Consider the following 17481-nt stretch of genomic DNA (forward strand, 5'->3'; position numbering starts at 1 on the left):
CGCCGCTCGGCGAGCCGCCGCTCGGCAGCGCCGCGCACTCGGCCGGTGCGGCCACGAGCTTGGCGCTGACGAACTTGCCGGGCTTGTCGAACTTCGCCGTCGACGGCGGGTTGCCGGCTGCCCGCGCCGGTGCGGCGGCGCACCAGCCGTCGTCCGCGCCGAGGCGGACCAGCACCCCGACCTTGCCCTGCTGGGCTTCGTTCAGGGTGTAGCCGAACGTCGCCCCCCGCACTTTGGCGGTGAGCGTGTTCGCCTTGATGACCAGGTTGCGCACCGGGCCGTTCGGGTTCCGGTAGCGCCAGCCCTTCGGGTTCGCGGCGCTGCCGAGCGCCGTCCAGCCCGAGGCGGGGAGCGTCAGCGACGCCTCGTCGGCGGTGAGACCGGCGGCGTTGTAGACCACCAGCGCGCCGCCGTGGACGGTCGGATCGCCGGCGCCGCCGCGCGCAGGCGGGGCGATCTGCGCCCCGGGCGCGAGGCCCTTCGTCGACGACGCGAACGACATGCCGCGCTTTGCCGCCGAGGCGTCGGAGAGCGACAGCTTCTTCGTCGGAATCGGCGCGAGGTTGGGCGCCTGGCCGGGGAAGCTGCTCGCATCGGCGGGATCGCTGCCGGCGTCGAGCTCGTCGCGATCGAGGTAGCCGTCGAGGTCGCGGTCGACGCCGGCGCGAAGGCCCTCACCCGGCGGCACGCACGTCCAGGTGAGCGCCTGCCCCGGGGGCGCCGCCAGAGCCCGCACGGCGGCGTCGCTGAGGGCGAGGTCGTCGGCGCGGTCGGAGACGAACAGCCCGCCCGCCTGGCGGAGGAAGCCGCGCGCCTCGCCCGCGACGACGCCCTTCACGACGACGTCGCACTCGCCCGCCGCGGCGCGCGAGACGAGCAGGTCGAGCCGCGGCCCGACGATCGCCGCGTTGCTCGCGTCGAGCGTCGTCTGCTGTCCGACGATCGGCGCGAAGTTGGTGTCGAACGCCAGCATGAACTGCTCCATCTCCCGGCGCTGCGTGGCGTTCTGGAAGCCGACGGCGGAGCCGCCGACGCTCGTGTTCGAGAACACGGTCGCGTTGAAGAAGCGGAAGAGCGTGTCGACCGAGCCGTCGTGCAGGAAGCCGAAGCCGCGAACCTGCGGGCCCTGGTGCGGCGTGTCGAGCGGCAGCGTGAAGTGCGTGTCGAGGCCGCCGAACATGCCGACCTTCTGGTAGAGGTTGCGCAGGTGCGGGATCTTGACGATCTGCACCTCGTTCTCGAAGCTCGCCCGGCCGTCGGTGCCGAAGAACTTCTGGGCGGCGTCGAGGCGGTGGCAGCCCTCGCAGGTGAAGCCGAGCGGCACGCCGAGGATGTTGCCGGGAATGCCGTCGGAGAGGCGCGGCCCGAAGTAGAAGTTGCGGCCGTTCTGCTGCGCCGTCGTCAGCGTGTTGCTGAGCGGCCGGATCGGGTTCGGCGGCAGCATGATCTCGAGCGCGAAGTCGGTGAACTTCTGCATGTCCGCCGGGTGCAGCTCGTCCTCACGGCCGAGCAGCCCGGGGAACGCCTCGTTGAAGTTGTTGAACGAGACGACCTCGTCGAACGCCGAGCCCGGGGTCCCGGGCGGGTTGGCGCGGTCGCCGCGCCAGTGCATGGCGCCGCTGCCGTCCATGCCGCGCAGGGTCTGCGTGGTCATCGGCCCCTTCATCGGGTGGAAGTCGTTCAGGTTGCCCGTGCCGTTGATCGGCGAGTCGAGCGTGAAGACGCCCGAGGTGACGGCGATGCCGAGGTTGATCGGGATCGGGTTCGTCTTGACGAGCGCGTCGGGGTTGCCGAGGTCCCAGGCGAGGTCGTCCATGTCGCCGAAGATGTGGCAGCTCGCGCATGCCGCCTCGCCGTTGCTGGACGTCAGCTGCGCGTCGTAGAGGAACGGCCGCCCCTGGACGACCTTCGCGGGCTCGGGGTTGTGCAGCGACACGCGCTGCGTCTCGGCGCGGCTGCCGAGGTCGACGACGGAGACCGCGTTGTCGAAGCGCGTGAGGACGAACAGCCGCGGCGACGACGGATCGAGCGCCAGGCCGGCAGGGCCGCCGCCCGAGAGCGGGATGTAGCCGCCGCTCGCCGTCGTCGGATCGAAGGTGCCGGCCTCCAGCGCGGCCGTGCCGATGACGCCGACGCGGGCCGAGCCGAACGCGGCGACGTAGAGCGTGGCGCCGTCCGGGGAGACGACCATGTCGACCGGGGTCGCCAGGCTGTGCTGCTTCACGCCGGCCGGGGCCGGGCGCGTGGCGTAGGGGATATGCGGGTTCAGGTGGTGCGGCGTGACGTCGTTGCCGGAGAGCACGGTGACGCGCGACTCGGCGAGGTGGCCGTTCACGGTGGTGCCGCCGAAGATGCCGGGCCCCTCGAAGCGCACCTCGTTGCGGGCGTCCGTGTTCGAGACGTAGACCGCGCCGCTCACCGGGTTGGCGACCATGTTGAAGAGGGTCGTGCCGACGCCGGTGTAGACGCCGGTCTGCGCGAGCGTGCTCGCGTCGATCGCGAAGACGTCCTCGTCGGGCAGGTCGAACTGCACCGCGGCGCCCCAGTCGCGGCCGAGCTGGTCGAGCCACTGGTCGGTCGTGGGGTCGTGCTTCACGATCAGCCCGGTCTCGGGCGCCCGCTTGCCTTCGACGTTGGTGCTCGGGCCGGGCAGGCCGCCCGGCAGCGTCACGCCGTCCTCGACGCAGGGGCCGGCGGCGGCGAAGCCGTCGCAGACGATCGGCTCGGCGATGATCGTCGTGCCGTTGCCGGACTTGAAGATCGCCGCGTAGACGGTGTTGCCGTCGGGGCTGGTCGCGAGCGCGCGCGGCGTGTCGCCGAACAGCGTCACGATGCGCATCGGTACGCCGCCGAGGGCGCTGCCGAGGCTCGTGGCGTCGAACACCCAGACGTCGGCGCGGCCCACGCCGGACGTGGTCAGCTGCGGGTCACCGGCGCCGGGCACCGCCGAGATCGACGCGTGCGTGCGGTGCTGGCCGCGGTGCGCGGTGGTGATGAAGGCGCGCGTGCGGCCCGGCCCGGCGAACACGATGTCGCGCGGCTCGTCGCCGACCAGCAGCGTGCGCACGACGCGCGGCGGGTTGCTGACCACGTCGACGATGCTGACGCTGTCGGAGAGGTGGTTGACGACCCACACCTCGCCGGCCGACCGCGCGGCGACGGCGACCGGCTCGAGGCCGACCGGCACGGAGGCGACGTGGGTGAGACCGCCCGGCCCGACGTCGAAGACCTCGAGCTGGTTGTCGGGGGTGTTCGCCGCGTACAGCCGGGTCCCATCCGCGGACAGAGCCAGCGGGCGAACGGGGCCGCTTTCGAAGGTGACGAAGGCGGCGGCAGGGGCGGCGGCGAGGAGGAGGGCGAGTAGCGCAGCGCGACGGACACGTCCCATCATGCCGCCCGGCTTCCCGCGCCGGACCCCTCGGCGTCAATGGGAACCTTGCGTCAACGGCGATTTGGACGCGCTGAGCGACCGTGCCCGTGCCCGCCGCGGCGCCCGGTCCACTCACGCGTGGAGCATCGGTGTGCGCGTAATTCGTTTCGGCATGAAAGATGCGCGTCGCGCATGTCGTCTGCCGAAGCGACGCCGCAGCGGCGCAGTCATGCCGGCAGCGGCCAGGCGCGCAGCAGCGGCCACCGGGCCGCGGTGTCCGGGTCGAAGGGCCGCCAAGCGCCGTCGGCCTGTGCGAGCCGCTCGGCGACGACGAGCAGGACCGCGGGATGGTGCGGCATGCCGGCGTGGCTCGACTCGACGGCGATCGTCTCGCGGTTCGGCCCCGGCACCTCGACGCAGCTCCGCCACGCGACGATGCCGTCGGTGCGGCTGAGGATCGAGGTCGAGGGCACGGGCAACGGCTCGCGCAGGCGGTCGACGAAGGCGGCGAAGCGCTCGTCGGCGCGCGGCCCGATGCCGAACCGCTGGAGACGGGCGACGGTCGTGGCGTTGGGATCGCGGAAGGGCGAGCCGAGCGTGATGACCTGGCGCACGTGGTCGGGAAAGTGCCGCGCCAGCTCGCGGGCGTAGATGCCGCCGAGGCTCCAGCCGACGAGCGCGACGCGCTGCTCGTGCCGCGCGTGCAGCGCGAGGAGGCGTGCCGCGAGACCCTGCACGGTCTCGGGGGCCGGCCCGAAGTTGCGGCCGAGCCGCCAGCCGTGGACGTGGTGGCCGCGGTCGCGCAGGAACCAGCGCAGCGCGCGCGTCGCGACGTCGTCGGCGAGGTAGCCGGGCAGGACCAGCACCGGGCTGCCGCAGCCGCGATGGGCGGCCCGCAGCCAGGGCAGGGCCGGCAGCAGGCCGAGCAGCTCGAGGCCCGCGCGCATCTCGAGGGCCAGCAGCGCGGCCAACGGCGGCGCGATGGGCGTCTCGGGCGGCACCTCGCCACTTAGGCCCGGCGCCGTCGGGCGCGTCAACGACGGGCGCGCACGGCCGCGTGGTGCGAGGGACGTTGACTGCGCCGCCGTCGCCGTCGAAAAGCGGCGCATGGCGACGTTCATGCGGCCCTGGGAGCCCCAGACCTACGCGCTCATGCGCATCGTGGTCGGATTCCTCTTCATGTGGCACGGCTCGCAGAAGATCCTCGGGGTCCCGCCCATGCCGCCGGTCGACCCGCCGCCGCCGGCCGCCATCATCTGGACGGCGGGTCTCATCGAGCTCGTGGGCGGGCTCCTCGTGATGATCGGCCTCCAGACGCGCTGGGCCGCCTTCCTGTCGAGCGGGCTCATGGCCTGCGCGTACTGGATGGCGCACGGCCTCCAGGCGCTGCTGCCGATCCAGAACGGCGGCGAGCTGGCGGCGCTGTACTGCTTCGTCTTCCTCTACGTCGCGGCGCGCGGGCCCGGCATCTGGAGCGTGGACGGGGGGCGCGCGACGTGAGCGGGACGCAGCTCGCGTCGCTCGTCGAGCTCTGCGAGCGCAGTTGCAGCACCTTCGCGGCGCGGCCGCTCTTCGGCGTGAAGGCTGGCGAGTCGTGGTCGTGGCTAACCTACGGCGACTTCCACGCGCAGGTGGCGGCGGCGCGCGGCGGGCTCTCCGCGCTCGGCGTGCGGGCGGGGGACACGGTCGCGATCGTCGCCGACAACCGCGTCGAGTGGGCGGCGGCGTGCTACGCCACCTACGGCCGCGGCGCGGCATACGTGCCGATGTACCAGGCGCAGCATCCGTCGGAGTGGCAGTTCATCCTGCGCGACTGCGGCGCGCGGGTGGTGCTCGCCGCCACCGACGGCGCGGTCGCGCGGTTGCGCGCCATGCGGGACGAGCTGCCGGCGCTCGAGCACGTGGTCGCGCTCGACGCGCCGGCGGAGCGGTCCGACTCGTGGGGGGCGCTGCTGGCGGCGGGCCGCGCGCGCCCCGTTCCGCCCGTGTTCCCCGCTCCGGTCGACACGGCGGGGCTCATCTACACCTCCGGCACCACGGGCATGCCGAAGGGCGTGATCCTGAGCCACGCGAACATCACCTCGAACATCAACGCCATCCACGAGGTCTTCACGTTCTCGCCCGACGACCGCTCGCTCGCCTTCCTGCCGTGGGCGCATTCGTTCGGCCAGACCTGCGAGCTGCACGGCCTCGTCAGCATGGGCTGCTCGATCGCCGTCAACGACGACGTGAAGCACCTGATCCCGAATCTCGCGGCCGTGCAGCCCACGGTCCTGTTCGCGGTGCCGCGCATCTTCAACCGCATCTACGACGGGGTGCGTGCGCAGATCGCGTCGCGGCCGGCGCCGATCCAGTGGTTGTTCGCGCGCGGCGTCGACGCGGCGATCCGGCGCGGGCGCGGCGAGTCGCCCGGCGTCGGCGACCAGGTGCTGCTGGCGCTCGCCGACCGGCTGATCTTCTCGACCGTGCGGGCGCGCTTCGGCGGGCGGCTGCGCTACGCCGTCAGCGGCAGCGCCGCCCTGGCGCGCGAGGTCGGCGAGCTCATCGACGCGCTCGGCATCACCGTCTACGAGGGCTACGGCCTCACCGAGACGAGCCCGATCGCGACGGCGAACCACCCCGGGGCACGCAAGCTCGGCAGCGTCGGCCGCGCCATCCCGCACGTGCGCATCGAGATCGACGCGAGCGTCACCGGCGGCGGACCCGACGGCGAGGTGATCGTCCACGGGCCCAACGTGATGCAGGGCTACCACGAGCGCCCCGAGGAGACCGCGGCGGCGCTGCGCCCGGACGGCGCGCTGCGTACCGGCGACCTCGGGCGGCTCGACGAGGAAGGCTATCTCTGGATCACGGGCCGCATCAAGGAGCAGTACAAGCTCGAGAACGGGAAGTACGTCGTGCCGGCGGCGATCGAGGAGAAGCTCAAGCTGTCGCCGTTCATCGCCAACATCTTCGTCTACGGCGACAACCGGCCGCACAACGTCGCGCTGATCGTGCCCGATCCCGACGCGCTCCGCCGCTGGGCGGAGGAGCGTCGGCACACGCTGGGCGATCTGGCGCAGGACCCGCGCGTCGTCGAGCTGCTGGAGCGCGAGCTCGAGGCGCACAGCGGCGACATCAAGGGCTTCGAGCGCGTGAAGGCGTTCGCCGTCGTCAGCGAGGACTTCACGACCGAGAACGGTCTGCTCACGCCGTCGCTCAAGCTGAAGCGCCGCAAGGTGATGGAGCGCTACGGCGACGACCTCGCCCGGCTCTACTGAGCCACGCGCGGGGCGGGCGGCGGCGCGCAGCGGAGGCTGCGCTTGGCCACGCCCCGCACCGCGGGGGTGGCGTGCTCGAGCGTCCGTTGGCCGTCGCACACACGCTGGCCGACGAAGCTGCCGACGACGCGCCACTGGTCGAGCGGCGCCGCAGTGAGCGGCACGCCGCCGGTCGCGCCCGGCGCGAGCAGCAGCACGACCCATCCGGGCGGCGGCGGGTCCGTCACCTGGGCGATCGGGACCACCGCCTCGTCGGGCGCGCCGACGTCGATGACGCAGCCGCGGACGTCGCCCGCCGTCGCGAGCGCGGCGTCCTCGCAGGCGCGGCGGGTGGGGAAGGTCGCGTCGGCGGGACGCAGCGTGCCGTCGTGCCCCGGCACCGAGGCGACGAGGCGCCAGGGCCGGATCTCGAGGCGGAAGCGGACCGGGATCACGACCCGCGCCGAGACCGCCTTGCCGTCGCGCCGCGCCGGCTGGAATTGCCACTGGCGCACCGCCGCGAGCGCGGCGCTGCCGAGCGGCTCGCCGCCCGTGCGCACGCGCGCGTTGCCGACCGATCCCGTCGGCAGCACCTCGGCCTCGACCTCGACGACGCCTTCGAGCCCGCGGCGCCGGGCCTCGTCGGGATAGACGGGCGTGGGGTTGCCCGGGGCGGGCACGGGCGCCGTCGGCGGCTGCTTGTGCGCGGCGCCGCGGGCGGCACAGCCGGCGAGGGCGAGGAGGCCGAGGACGAACGAGAGCGATCGATGCACGCGCACGAGATCGCTGCGTAGCATGCCCGGGCCGCAGCGTCGTGCGGCGGCGGTGGTGCTGCACATCGACGGACTCGGCGCCGCAGGGGTCGCCGTCCCACGGCCGCGCACGCGGCTGTCGACCCAGGTGCGACGGCACGGCGACGACGCGCTCTACACGACCGTGCTGGTCGCCGCGTAGCGGCGGTCGCGCGCCGTCTCACCCGTAGTTGTGCCCCGCCGGCAGGTGCTCCGGCGCGTGCAGCCGGCGCAGGCGCAGCGCGCGCACGTGGGTGACGCCGTCGCGCTGCTCGACGAGGCCCTGCACCTCGAGCAGCGACGACGTGTTCAGCAGCAGGCGCCAGCGCTCGAAGAGCGGCGGGGTGAGGAAGGCGTTGGCGGTGCCGGTCTCGTCCTCCAGCGTGAGGAAGCACATGCCCTTCGCGGTGCCGGGGCGCTGGCGCGCGATGACGTGGCCGGCGACGCGCACGGCGCCGCCGTCGCGCCGTCGTGCGAGGTCGGCGGCCGGGACGACGCCGCGGGCGTCGAGCTCTGCGCGCAGCCAGCGCATCACGTGCGGGCCGGTGGTGAGGCTGGTGGCGGTGTAGTCGGCGGCGGTTTCCTCGTAGGCGGTCATCGGCGACAGCGGCGCGGCCGCCGCAGAAGGGCGCACGCGGGCCAGCAGCGAGCCGGCGTCGCGCTCCACGGCGCCCGCCTGCCACAGCGCCTCCCGCCGCGTCATGCCGAGCGACGCGAACGCACCGGCGTGCGCCATCGCCTCGATCTCGTCGCGCCGGAGCGCGCCCGCCTGCGCCACCGCGGCGATCGAGGCGAGCGGCCCATGCGCGCTTCGCGCCGCGACGATGCGCTCGGCCGCCTCGCGCCGCAGCCCGGCGACGTAGCGCAGGCCGAGGCGCACGCCGAGCACGCCTTCCTTCCGCTCCGGCACGCAACGCCACGCCGAGCGCGCGACGTCGACCGGCAGGAACGGCACGCCGTGCCGCATGCCGTCCTGCACGAGGGTGGCCGGGTGGTAGAAGCCCATCGGGTAGGCGTTCAGCAGCACGCAGGCGAACGCCGCCGGGTGGTGCGCCTTCAGGTACGCCGACGCGTAGGCGAGCAGCGCGAAGCTCGCGGCGTGCGACTCGGGGAAGCCGTAGAGCGCGAACGAGGTGATCGCCAGCACGATCTCGTCCTGCGCGGCTCCGGCGATGCCGTGCGCGGTCATGCCATGGCGGCCGGCGTGCGCAGGTGGCGCTCGGCGTTGCCGAGCAGCGCCCGGCCGGCGCGGTCGAGCGTGGTGCCGAGGCGGATGCAGGTGAGCACGTCGAGCAGCGCCTTGGTCGCGGGCTCGGCGTGGCGCACGTCGCCGGTGGCGACGACGGGCACGCCGCGCGCGTCGGCGAGGTCGGCGAGGCGACGCGCCAGGCGCTCGGCGTCGCGCTCGCGCGTGCGCTGCACGTCGACCGCGAGGCGCGCGCCGAAGATGTCGCACAGACGGCCCAGGTGTGTGCCCGCGTCGGCGCCGGCGAGCGGGCCGTCGGCGCCGCCGGCGAGGCAATGGAGCCCGGCGGCGTGCGCCTCGAGGACGTCCCAGCCGACCTGCGCGTCGCCCTTCGCGCGGCCGAGCGCCCCCTCGGTGAGGAGGCGGCACAGGTTGCGGTAACCGGTGCGGTCCTCGACCAGCAGCAGGAGCTGGCCGGCACCGGCGACGGTGACGTCGGCGCCGACCAGCGCCCGCAGGCCGGCCCGCTTCGCGGCCTGGAAGAAGCGCGGCGCGCCGTAGACGCCGTTGCGGTCGGCCAGCGCCAGCGCGTCGCAGCCGAGGTCGGCGGCACGCGCGACGAGGTCTTCCGGCAGCGACGCCCCGCGCAGGAAGCTGAAGGCGCTGCGGCAGCGCAGCTCGACGTAGTCGGCGGGGGGCATGGGGTGATATTCGCCTTGTGTTCGCCTTCTGGCAAGCCGTGCTTCCGCCCCCGGAAGCGACCGGTGACGGGGCTGGCGCTGCGGCTCGGGCCGCTCCGGTCGACCGTTCTGGGGCTCCTGTCCTAAGGCTGGGCGCGCATGCGTGCCTCCTCCGTCCGGACCCTCGCCGTCACCCTGCTCCTCCTCGTCGCGACCGTCGCCGGCGCCGCGAAGGACGCCGCCACCGAGTGCCGCCTGCGCAAGCTCGCCCTCGCCGCCGCCCACGCCGGGTGTCGCGTCGCGGCGGAGACGCGCGCCGCGCGTACCGGCCGGGCGCCGTCCAACGCCGCGTGCGACGCGCGCCTCGAGGCGAAGATGGCGCGCGTCGAGCGCCGCTTCGCCGACGCCTGTCCGAGCCGTGGCGACGTCGCGATCGTGCGCGCGGCGACGCATCGCTTCGTCGACGGCCTGGTCGCCACGACGCAGGGGCGGCTCCACTGCTCCGAGGATCCGGGGCGCCTCGTCGTCGGCGTGCCGCCGACGCGGCCGATTCCCACCGGCCCGACGCCCGTCGGCTCGGCGGGCGTCGTCCAGGTCGCCGAGGGCGTCTACATGGCGCCGGGCTTCGGCAACACGTTCCTCGTGACCACGCCCGAGGGCAACGTCGTCATCGACACCTCGCTGTCGCTGTTCGCGCCGTCGCACGTGGCCGCGCTGCGCGCCGTCGCCGACGGGCCGATCCGCTACGTCATCCTGACCCACGGCCACAGCGACCACACCGGCGGCGTGGCGCTGTGGCGCGAAGAGGGCACGCAGGTGATCGCGCAGGCCGAGCAGACCGAGATGCTGCACTACCAGCGGCGGCTGAACGGCGTGCTCGGGCATCGCAGCGCCGAGCAGTTCTCCGTCCTGCTCGGGCTGCCGCGCGTGCCGTTCCTCGCCCCGGACGCGCCGGTCGACAACTACGCCGCGCCCCTGCTGGCGACGACGACCTTCGAGCGCTTCTGCGAGTTCCGGCTGGGCGGCCTCACGTTCCAGCTCGTGCACACCCCCGGCGAGACCTACGACCACCTGTCGGTATGGATTCCCGAGGCCGGCATCGCATTCCCGGGCGACAACATCTACGGCTCCTTCCCGAACCTCTACACGCTGCGCGGCACGAAGCCGCGCTGGGCGCTCGACTACGTCGAATCGCTCGACCTGGTGCAGTCGTGGCAGCCCGCCGTGCTGGCGCCGAGCCACGAAGGGCCGATCTACGGCACCGACACGGTGCGCGCGCGCATCCAGCAGTACCGCGACGCGCTCCTCTACGTGCACGACGCGACCGTGCGCGGCATGAACGCGGGCACCGACGTCTACACCCTGATGGACGCGATCACGCTGCCGCCCCACCTCGCCGTCGGCGAGGGCTACGGCGCCGTCGCGTGGACGGTGCGCGGCATCTACGAGGGCTACCTCGGCTGGTTCGACGAGAACCCGGCGACGATGTACGGCGTCTCGCCCTCGGCGACGTACCGCGAGCTGGTGACGCTGCTCGGCGGCACGGGCGCGATCGCGGTGCGCGCCGCCGCGCTGGTCGCGGAGGATCGGCACGCCGAGGCGATACGTCTGACCGACGTCGTGCTCGCCGCCGATCCGGACGACCAGGAGGCGCTGGCGACGCGTCTCGCCGCCGTCGAGGCGCTGCTCGCGGCGAGCGGGAACATCAACGAGCAGGGCTGGCTGAACGGTGCGCGCCGCGAGCTGCGCGCGCGGCTCGGGCTGTAGGGGGCGTCGATGCCCTGCGCCCTGCGACACGTCGTCGTGCTCCGGCGCGCCGACCCCGCCCGCGGCGCGCCCGGCGGGAGGTGTGCCTGGGGCGCCCGGAGCGTTTGACCGCGGCGCATCCGACGGGAAGCCTCGCGGGCACGGATGTCGCCCCGCGCCTCCCGCCCGACGCTCCGGGGCGTTCTCGACGTCGTCGCCGCCGTGCTCGCGCTCGTGACGGCGACGGCCTTCGTTCCCGCGTCGCCCTGGCCGCTCGAGCTGACGACCCACTTCCGCGTGCAGTACGCCACCGGCTTCGCGCTGCTGGCGCTGATCGCCGCCGCGATGCGCCGCTGGAAGCCGGTCGTGCTGCTCGTGGCGGGTGCGCTCGTGAACGCCGTCGTGGCGGCGTCGCCGGCGAGCCCCGGCGGCGTCGCCGACGCGGCGGCGCCGCGCCTGCGTGTGCTGTTCGCGAACGTCCTGCGCGTGAACCCGGCGCACGTGGCGGGGCTCGAGGTCATCCGCGCGGCCGCCGCCGACGTCGTCGTCGCCGCGGAGGTCGACGCGGGGTGGTGGGAGGCGCTGCGGACGGGGCTGCCGGACCATCGCCACACGCTCGCCGAGCCGCGTGAGGACGATTTCGGCATCGCGCTGCTCTCGCGCGTGGCGCTGGTGCGGGGCGAGGTGGTGGGGCTCGACGACCTCGACATGCCGACGGTGATCGCCGAGCTGCCGCTCGGCGGCGGTGCGCTGACGCTCGTCGCCACTCATACGATCCCGCCGGTCGGCCTCGCGGCCTTCGCGGAGCGGAACGCGCATCTCGCGGCGCTCGCGCGCGTGGCACGCATGGCGTCGGGACCGGCGCTCGTGCTCGGCGATCTCAACGTGACGCCGTGGTCGCCGTGGTTCGGCCGCCTGCTGCGCGACGGCGGCCTGCGCGACAGCCGCGTCGGCTTCGGCCTCCAGGCGAGCTGGCCCGCCGGCGCGTGGCCGCTGCTGCGCATCCCGATCGACCACGCGCTCGCGTCGCCGTCGCTGCGGGTGCTCGATCGTCGCGTCGGCGCGGCCTACGGCTCGGACCATCTCCCGATCGTCGTCGACGTGGCGCTCGCCGGGTGAGTGCGATGGCTCGTCGTGCGGGCGAGCGGAGGCGTCAGATGCCGGTGAAGAGCAGGTCGAGCGCGCCGACGATGTCGTCGCGCCGAGCGCGGAGCGAGCCGACCGTGGGGCCGAGGGCGGCCTTCGGGATGGCCGCCAGCTCCTGGAAGACGAGGACGTAGTCGACCTGCCGGAGCCTCGCCATCGGGTTCAACCGGGTGAGGGGTGTCGCCGGCCACTGGCGGACCGGGGCCAGCGGCACGACGACTCGCGTGGCCAGCTCGGACAGGAGCTCGGATTGGACGTCGAGCAGGAGCGGAAACGTTCCCCCGCGCGGGTTCCGGAACACGTCGAACTGGGCCATCAAAAGCGCCGCCACCCGTCGCTGAACACGCCCCGCTGCTCGACCTGCGCGTTGTAGCTGCGAATCCCTTCGCGGTTGTCCGCGAGCCACCGCTCACGCAGGCGGTCGGCGATCGCCCGCTCGAGGGCACGCTCGAGGAGGTCCGACAGGTTCAGCTGCAGCGCTCTCGCCTGCCGGACGAGATCGGCTCGCAGCGAGAGGTTGGTGGGGGCCTTGCGGGCGCCGCCCGGCCGCCCTTTGCGCCCTGGAGGCATACGATGCGCATGGTAGTGCGCATGAGGATGCGCTTCAAGGCGGCCCGCGCTCCCGCGCGCTCCCGACGCCCCGCCTGCGTACGTCGTCGCGAGTGGGCCCGGCGACCCGTCGCGCTCTCAAGGCGTCGTCGCCGGTACGGTGTCGAGCGCCCAGCCCTTCCTCTTCATGCAGTCGAGGAAGAAGCCGATGGCGGCCTTGCTGAGCGTGCCGCTGCCGCCGCTGACCGAGGTCTCGCGGGTGGCCTCGTCGGTGCACTCGTCGCGTGCCGCGGCGAGCGCCTCCGCCGACGGCCGTGTGGCCTTCCACTCGCCCTTCTCCTTCGGCGTGGGCGTGCTGCAGGCTGCGGCGAGGGTCGCGAGCAGGAGGACCACCGGGAAGCGTCGCATGCGGGCGGTCTAGCGATCGCGAGGGCGTGGGGCAACGGGCGGGCGGCCGTCGGCACGACGACCGCCCGCCGCGGGCGTCACGCCGGGTCGGGCACCCAGTTGCCGTGGAAGCCGAACGGGACGCGGTCGGGCAGGTGGATCGTCGCCACCGGTACGCCGGCGAAGTCCTGCGCGTGCAGGATGACGACGTCGCTCGTGTTGGCGGTCGCGTCGTAGACGTAGGAGAGCACGTAGCCGTCGTTCTCCGCCGCGTCCGGCGTGCGCGGCACGAAGATCGGCTCGAGCGTCGCGCGGCCCTTGCCGTAGTCGTGGACGGCGACCGCGCCCGTCTCGAGGTCGTACTGGTAGGCGGGGCCGTGCTGCAGGCGATCGAAGGTGGCGGCGTAGCCCCAGCGGATCGGCTGGCCGACGCGGCGCTCGTCGTGGCGCGGGAACTCGACGCCGCGATCGTCGAGCGGCCGCTCGGTCCCGCGCCCGCTCGCCGGATCGAGCGTCCAGCGCACGAGGTGCGGCGGACCGTCGTTGGGGCCGGCCTGGTCATTGTCGAACATGCTCGGGTGGCGCACGACGTCGACCACGACGCGCCCGTCCGGCAGGTCCCACGCGTTCAGCGGGTGGAAGACGTAGCCGATCGGCACCTCGACCCAGCGCACTGCGTTCGCGTCGCCGTCGCGCGGCAGGAGCCCGACGCGGGCGCCGTACTCCGGATGCCAGCGGTACGGGAACGACGCGCCGCCCATCGCCATCTCCATGTCGAAGTGGACGGGCAGGTCGAGCAGCAGGACCTGCGTCGCGGTGATCGCGCAGTCGTGGACCATCGGTCGGCCCGTGACCGGCACGTCGACGCGGCGGCGGACGCGGCCGTCGGTGCCGACGGCGAGGTAGCGCAGCGTGTCCCACTCCCAGCTGTAGACGACGGCGTGCAGCTCGCCGGTCGTGGGATCGCGCTTCGGGTGCGCGGTGAACGGGCCACCGAGCGTGCCGTCGAAGTCGGTGCGGCGGACGGTCTCGAGGTCGGGGGTCAGCTCCATCGGCAGGCTGCTGCCCTCGACGATGGCGAGGACGCGGCCGCCGTGCGCGATGACGTTGGTGTTGACGGCGCCGTCGTTGGGGGCGTTCTCCGGGCGCGGGGCCGCGGGCCATCCGAACGTCTCGCAGACCTTGTCGTCGCGCACGTAGCGCCGCCGGTACCACTCGGCGCGCCCGTCGCGCAGGCGCAGCCCGTGCACCATCCCGGCGCCGGTGAACCAGTGGTAGCTCTCGCCCGCGGTGCCCGGCGGCGGGTTCGGGCCGATGCGCAGCAGGCGGCCCTGCAGCTCGGGCGGGATGGTGCCGGTCACGCGCAGCACCGTGTCGGTGCGCTCGTCGGGGACGGGGGCGAAGTTGTCGGCGAGATAGACGTTGGTCGTCATCGTGCGGTCCTCCTGCGTCGCGCGGGCTTCTTCGTCGTGCGCGGCGCGCCGATGCCGTCGAGGAGCAGGTCCTGGGTGAGGTCGAGGAGCGTGTCGAGCCGGGCGCCGTCGTGCGTCGCGCCCTGGAGCGAGCCCTGGATCCAGAGCTGGGCGAGGCCGTGCACCGACGCCCAGCAGGCGGCGGCGAGCTCGGTCGCGGCGACGTCGGGGCGCAGGCCGGCGGTCTGGGCGGCGGCGGCGAGCTCGACGATCTGGCCGAACGCCGCCGCGCCCGCCTGCTCCAGGTCGGGATCGTCGGCGTCGAAGCGCTCGGGCCGGAACATGAGGCCGAAGACGCCGGGATTCGCGAGCGCGAAGCGGACGTAGCCGCGGCTCGCGGCACGCAGGCGCGCGAGCGACGTCGCGCGCGCGCCGGCGGCGGCGACCGCGGCGCCCACCGACGCATGGAGCTCGCAGAACCCCTGCGCGGCGACGGCGGCGAGCAGGTGCGCGAGCGTCGGGAAGTGCCGCAGCGGCGCGCCGTGCGAGACGCCGCAGGCGCGCGCGATCTGCCGCAGGCCGATGCCCTCGAGGCCGTCCGCGTCGAGGAGGCGGCGCGCGGCGGCGACCAGCTGGTCGCGCGGCGCGAGCACGCGGGCGGCGACTCCCATGTAGACGGTGTCTACGTCGCGATGTAGACAGTGTCAACCGGTGCGCTTGCGGTAGATCGCGAACGCCGTGCCCGGCGGGACCAGACCGGCGTCGCTCGCCGCCTCGCCGACGAGGAAGAGCTCGTCGAGGAAGCGGTCGGCGACGAGCGCCTGGAACGAGCGCCGCTTGCCCCGCACGAGCCGATGCAGGTGCCCGCGCAGGATCTGCCAGCGTGAAGCCGACTCGATGATGCCGGCGGCACCCGCGGGCCGCGAGCGCATCAGCGGCACGAGCAACGTGCCGGACGTGCCGAGGTGGATCTGGTCGAGGAAGCGACGGAACACCGGCAGCACCTCGTCGGAGCGTACGCCGCAGAACGGGGAGAGATCGCTCTGGTCGCTCCAGACGACGTCGCGCCCGCGACCGGGCGTGTGCGCCAGCTCCCGGTCGTAGAGGATCTCGTAGAGCCGGCGCTTCGCGGGCGAGAAGTCGAAGCGCTTCTCGCCCACGTAGTCCTGGAGGAACACGTGTCCGCGCGGCCGCAGCGCGCGGTTCAGCTGGAAGGCGAGGTACTCGAGGTTGGTCACGTGGTGCACCGTGCCCGACGTCACCACCACGTCGAGGCTCTCGGGCGCGAGGTCGAGGAAGTTCAGATCGGCGAGGCGCGTCGTGACGCGGCCGGGGAAGCGCGCGCCGAGCGTGCGCTCGCGGCGTGCGAGCGCCCCGGCGCTGAGGTCCACGAACGTGAGGCGCAGCGTCGGGTTGGACTCGAGGATGCGCGCCTCGACGTGCAGCTCGCCGGTGCCGAGCGCGAGGCCGTCGTGGAACGGGCCGTAGCGGACGACGACGTCGCACCACGGCACCGCGCGATCGCCGGTGAAGCGCAGGTTGGTGTAGCGGTCGGCGTGGCCCTCCCCGAAGTGGCCCTCGAACGCCTCGAGGCTGAAGGGGTGGACGTTCTGCCAGAAGCGGCCCTCCGCCTCGGCCTGCGCGCGGTACGCGGGATCGTCGGCGCGGACCCGCAGCAGGGACTCGGGGTCGGAGCTCACGCGGGCTGAGGCGATACGGCGTCGTGCCGCGTGTCGTCAAGGAAGGCTCCGCGCCGCTTGCCTCGCCCCCGCCCCGGGTGCTCCCATGCGCCGGCAGCGGGGCATGGACGCCCCGCGGGGGAGGGGCGATGCGGTTCCTGGTCCATTGGCTCGTGAGCGCGCTCGGGCTCTTGATCGTCGCGCACGTCGTGCCCGGGTTCCGGGTGGCGGGGTTCGGGACGGCGCTCCTGGCGTCGGTGGTGATCGGGCTCGTCAACGCGACGATCGGACTCGTGCTCTTCGTGCTGACGCTGCCGCTCACGGTCGTGACGCTCGGCTTCTTCCTGCTGATCCTGAACGCGCTGCTCCTGTGGATGGCCTCGGCGCTGGTCCCGGGCTTCCACATCGACGGCTTCGGTGCCGCGTTCATCGGGGCGATCGTGCTCGCCATCGTGAACGCGATCCTACGCTATCTGGTCGCGCCGGGCTGAGCGTCGAGCAGGCGCAGGCGGGTGCCGCCGACGACGATCGTGTCGCCGTCGGCGGTGAGCCCGCGCGCCCGCGCCCGGGCCCGCGCCGCCGGCGCGTCGGTCGCGGCGAGCGCGTAGCCGCGCACGCCGGTCGTCGGGCCGGGCACGAAGGCGAGCGTCGCACCGGCGAGGGCGATCGTGTGGTCGCTCGCGACCGGACGGCCGAGGATCTGGCTCCAGCATGCGGCGAGCGCGGCGGGGTCGGGCGCTTCGAGCTCGACGCCGACGACGTCGTGCACGACGTCCGTGCGTACGTGCTCTTCCCAGGACGGCCCTGCCCAGTGCCACGACGCGGGCGGGGTCGCGTCGTCGAGCGAGAGGATCGCGCCGCCGACGTCGGACGGATGCAAGTGCGTGCCGCGAATGGTGGGCAGGTCGCCCTGCCAGACGACGCGCACGCCGAGCGCGGCCACGCGGCGGCGATCGGCGTCGAGGTCGCGTGACTGCAGGATCACCATGTAGCCGCCGTCGCTACCGCGCCGATCGAGGAAGCGGCGGGCCGGGGCGCCGGCGGTGGTCGGCGAGACCACCTCGAGGAAGGCGTCGCCGACCGGCAGCACGGCGTTGACGAGGCCGAACGTCGCGACCAGCGGATCGCGGTAGGCGACCTTCAGGCCGAGCACCGCCTCGAGATCGGCGACGGTGGCGTCGAGGTCGCGGGCGGCGATGACCACCTGACGCAGGCGCATGGCGGACGCTTATCGAAGGCCTGCGCGGGCCGCGAGGGCGCATCTGCTTGCACCGCGCCCCGGGTTTCGCGATGGGA

General features: G+C 73.9%; 17 protein-coding genes and 1 pseudogene. 6 read left to right on the forward strand and 12 right to left on the reverse strand.

The features are described from left to right. Positions 1-577: 577 nt before the first annotated feature. Positions 578-3388, reverse strand: a pseudogene (locus KIT14_04360) (hypothetical protein). A 209-nt stretch (positions 3389-3597) separates the two neighbouring features. Then, entirely contained in the window at positions 3598-4479 is an 882-nt protein-coding gene (locus KIT14_04365; GenBank protein MCW5889765.1) for an alpha/beta hydrolase, read from the reverse strand. On the opposite strand from KIT14_04365, the gene KIT14_04370 reads away from it, so the two are divergent. Together KIT14_04370 and KIT14_04375 are read left to right on the forward strand one after the other, a co-directional pair. Next, positions 4478-4870, forward strand: a complete 393-nt coding sequence (locus KIT14_04370; GenBank protein MCW5889766.1) for a DoxX family protein — start codon at positions 4478-4480, stop codon at positions 4868-4870. The two genes, KIT14_04365 and KIT14_04370, sit on opposite strands and share 2 nt — an antisense overlap. Then, positions 4867-6630, forward strand: a complete 1764-nt coding sequence (locus KIT14_04375; protein ID MCW5889767.1) for a long-chain fatty acid--CoA ligase — start codon at positions 4867-4869, stop codon at positions 6628-6630. The genes KIT14_04370 and KIT14_04375 overlap by 4 nt, the downstream gene beginning before the upstream one ends. On the opposite strand, the gene KIT14_04380 is transcribed toward KIT14_04375, so the two are convergent. Next, on the reverse strand, positions 6624-7382 hold the full coding sequence (locus KIT14_04380) for an energy transducer TonB (GenBank protein MCW5889768.1): 759 nt from the start codon (positions 7380-7382) through the stop codon (positions 6624-6626). The genes KIT14_04375 and KIT14_04380 overlap by 7 nt on opposite strands. Positions 7383-7404: 22 nt before the next feature. Here KIT14_04380 and KIT14_04385 point away from each other — a divergent pair, with 22 nt between their 5' ends. Continuing rightward, positions 7405-7563 carry a hypothetical protein gene (locus KIT14_04385; GenBank protein ID MCW5889769.1) on the forward strand — a complete coding sequence of 53 codons (159 nt, stop codon included), beginning with the start codon at positions 7405-7407 and terminating at the stop codon, positions 7561-7563. Between the two features lie 18 nt (positions 7564-7581). On the opposite strand, the gene KIT14_04390 is transcribed toward KIT14_04385, so the two are convergent. Together KIT14_04390 and KIT14_04395 are read right to left on the reverse strand one after the other, a co-directional pair. Further along, on the reverse strand, positions 7582-8589 hold the full coding sequence (locus KIT14_04390) for a hypothetical protein (GenBank protein ID MCW5889770.1): 1008 nt from the start codon (positions 8587-8589) through the stop codon (positions 7582-7584). Further along, positions 8586-9287, reverse strand: a complete 702-nt coding sequence (locus KIT14_04395; GenBank protein ID MCW5889771.1) for a PHP domain-containing protein — start codon at positions 9285-9287, stop codon at positions 8586-8588. Before KIT14_04395 ends, KIT14_04390 begins: the two co-directional genes overlap by 4 nt. A gap of 138 nt (positions 9288-9425) precedes the next feature. Here KIT14_04395 and KIT14_04400 point away from each other — a divergent pair, with 138 nt between their 5' ends. Further along, positions 9426-11033: an MBL fold metallo-hydrolase gene (locus tag KIT14_04400; GenBank protein ID MCW5889772.1), complete on the forward strand. Its 1608-nt coding sequence runs from the start codon at positions 9426-9428 to the stop codon at positions 11031-11033. Between the two features lie 144 nt (positions 11034-11177). After that, positions 11178-12131 (forward strand): endonuclease/exonuclease/phosphatase family protein, encoded by a 954-nt coding sequence (locus tag KIT14_04405; protein MCW5889773.1) that lies wholly within the window; start codon positions 11178-11180, stop codon positions 12129-12131. A gap of 34 nt (positions 12132-12165) precedes the next feature. Here KIT14_04405 and KIT14_04410 read toward each other — a convergent pair whose 3' ends face one another. The 6 genes from KIT14_04410 to KIT14_04435 all read right to left on the reverse strand — a co-directional run bounded on the left by KIT14_04410 (position 12166) and on the right by KIT14_04435 (position 16206). Then, on the reverse strand, positions 12166-12474 hold the full coding sequence (locus KIT14_04410) for a CcdB family protein (GenBank protein MCW5889774.1): 309 nt from the start codon (positions 12472-12474) through the stop codon (positions 12166-12168). Continuing rightward, complete coding sequence (locus KIT14_04415; protein MCW5889775.1) at positions 12474-12728, reverse strand: type II toxin-antitoxin system CcdA family antitoxin; 255 nt, start codon at positions 12726-12728, stop codon at positions 12474-12476. The genes KIT14_04410 and KIT14_04415 overlap by 1 nt, the downstream gene beginning before the upstream one ends. A 117-nt stretch (positions 12729-12845) precedes the next feature. Then, a complete protein-coding gene (locus KIT14_04420) occupies positions 12846-13115 on the reverse strand; it encodes a hypothetical protein (GenBank protein MCW5889776.1) in 270 nt (89 codons plus the stop codon). A gap of 77 nt (positions 13116-13192) precedes the next feature. Further along, positions 13193-14527 (reverse strand): carotenoid oxygenase family protein, encoded by a 1335-nt coding sequence (locus tag KIT14_04425; GenBank protein MCW5889777.1) that lies wholly within the window; start codon positions 14525-14527, stop codon positions 13193-13195. Beyond that, positions 14524-15177, reverse strand: coding sequence for a TetR/AcrR family transcriptional regulator (locus tag KIT14_04430; protein MCW5889778.1), 654 nt, complete (start codon positions 15175-15177; stop codon positions 14524-14526). The genes KIT14_04425 and KIT14_04430 overlap by 4 nt, the downstream gene beginning before the upstream one ends. Before the next feature lie 33 nt (positions 15178-15210). Then, positions 15211-16206: a class I SAM-dependent methyltransferase gene (locus tag KIT14_04435; GenBank protein MCW5889779.1), complete on the reverse strand. Its 996-nt coding sequence runs from the start codon at positions 16204-16206 to the stop codon at positions 15211-15213. Between the two features lie 128 nt (positions 16207-16334). Here KIT14_04435 and KIT14_04440 point away from each other — a divergent pair, with 128 nt between their 5' ends. Further along, on the forward strand, positions 16335-16676 hold the full coding sequence (locus tag KIT14_04440; protein ID MCW5889780.1) for a phage holin family protein: 342 nt from the start codon (positions 16335-16337) through the stop codon (positions 16674-16676). Here KIT14_04440 and KIT14_04445 read toward each other — a convergent pair. Continuing rightward, positions 16655-17404 carry a VOC family protein gene (locus tag KIT14_04445; protein ID MCW5889781.1) on the reverse strand — a complete coding sequence of 250 codons (750 nt, stop codon included), beginning with the start codon at positions 17402-17404 and terminating at the stop codon, positions 16655-16657. The two genes, KIT14_04440 and KIT14_04445, sit on opposite strands and share 22 nt — an antisense overlap. Between the last annotated feature and the right edge of the window lie 77 nt (positions 17405-17481).

The organism is bacterium (genome assembly GCA_026129405.1).
Classification (GTDB): Bacteria; Desulfobacterota; Binatia; order DP-6; family DP-6; genus JAHCID01.

What these genes read in the sequence shown, in the direction of transcription:
- KIT14_04385 (MCW5889769.1), top strand. Translation starts at nt 7,405, where the DNA reads ATGCCCGGGCCGCAGCGTCGTGCGGCGGCGGTGGTGCTGCACATCGAC.
- KIT14_04430 (MCW5889778.1), bottom strand. Translation starts at nt 15,177, where the DNA reads ATGGGAGTCGCCGCCCGCGTGCTCGCGCCGCGCGACCAGCTGGTCGCC.
- KIT14_04445 (MCW5889781.1), bottom strand. Translation starts at nt 17,404, where the DNA reads ATGCGCCTGCGTCAGGTGGTCATCGCCGCCCGCGACCTCGACGCCACC.
- KIT14_04400 (MCW5889772.1), top strand. Translation starts at nt 9,426, where the DNA reads ATGCGTGCCTCCTCCGTCCGGACCCTCGCCGTCACCCTGCTCCTCCTC.
- KIT14_04365 (MCW5889765.1), bottom strand. Translation starts at nt 4,479, where the DNA reads ATGCGCCGCTTTTCGACGGCGACGGCGGCGCAGTCAACGTCCCTCGCA.
- KIT14_04440 (MCW5889780.1), top strand. Translation starts at nt 16,335, where the DNA reads ATGCGGTTCCTGGTCCATTGGCTCGTGAGCGCGCTCGGGCTCTTGATC.
- KIT14_04425 (MCW5889777.1), bottom strand. Translation starts at nt 14,527, where the DNA reads ATGACGACCAACGTCTATCTCGCCGACAACTTCGCCCCCGTCCCCGAC.
- KIT14_04390 (MCW5889770.1), bottom strand. Translation starts at nt 8,589, where the DNA reads ATGACCGCGCACGGCATCGCCGGAGCCGCGCAGGACGAGATCGTGCTG.
- KIT14_04370 (MCW5889766.1), top strand. Translation starts at nt 4,478, where the DNA reads ATGGCGACGTTCATGCGGCCCTGGGAGCCCCAGACCTACGCGCTCATG.
- KIT14_04410 (MCW5889774.1), bottom strand. Translation starts at nt 12,474, where the DNA reads ATGGCCCAGTTCGACGTGTTCCGGAACCCGCGCGGGGGAACGTTTCCG.
- KIT14_04420 (MCW5889776.1), bottom strand. Translation starts at nt 13,115, where the DNA reads ATGCGACGCTTCCCGGTGGTCCTCCTGCTCGCGACCCTCGCCGCAGCC.
- KIT14_04395 (MCW5889771.1), bottom strand. Translation starts at nt 9,287, where the DNA reads ATGCCCCCCGCCGACTACGTCGAGCTGCGCTGCCGCAGCGCCTTCAGC.
- KIT14_04405 (MCW5889773.1), top strand. Translation starts at nt 11,178, where the DNA reads ATGTCGCCCCGCGCCTCCCGCCCGACGCTCCGGGGCGTTCTCGACGTC.
- KIT14_04415 (MCW5889775.1), bottom strand. Translation starts at nt 12,728, where the DNA reads ATGCCTCCAGGGCGCAAAGGGCGGCCGGGCGGCGCCCGCAAGGCCCCC.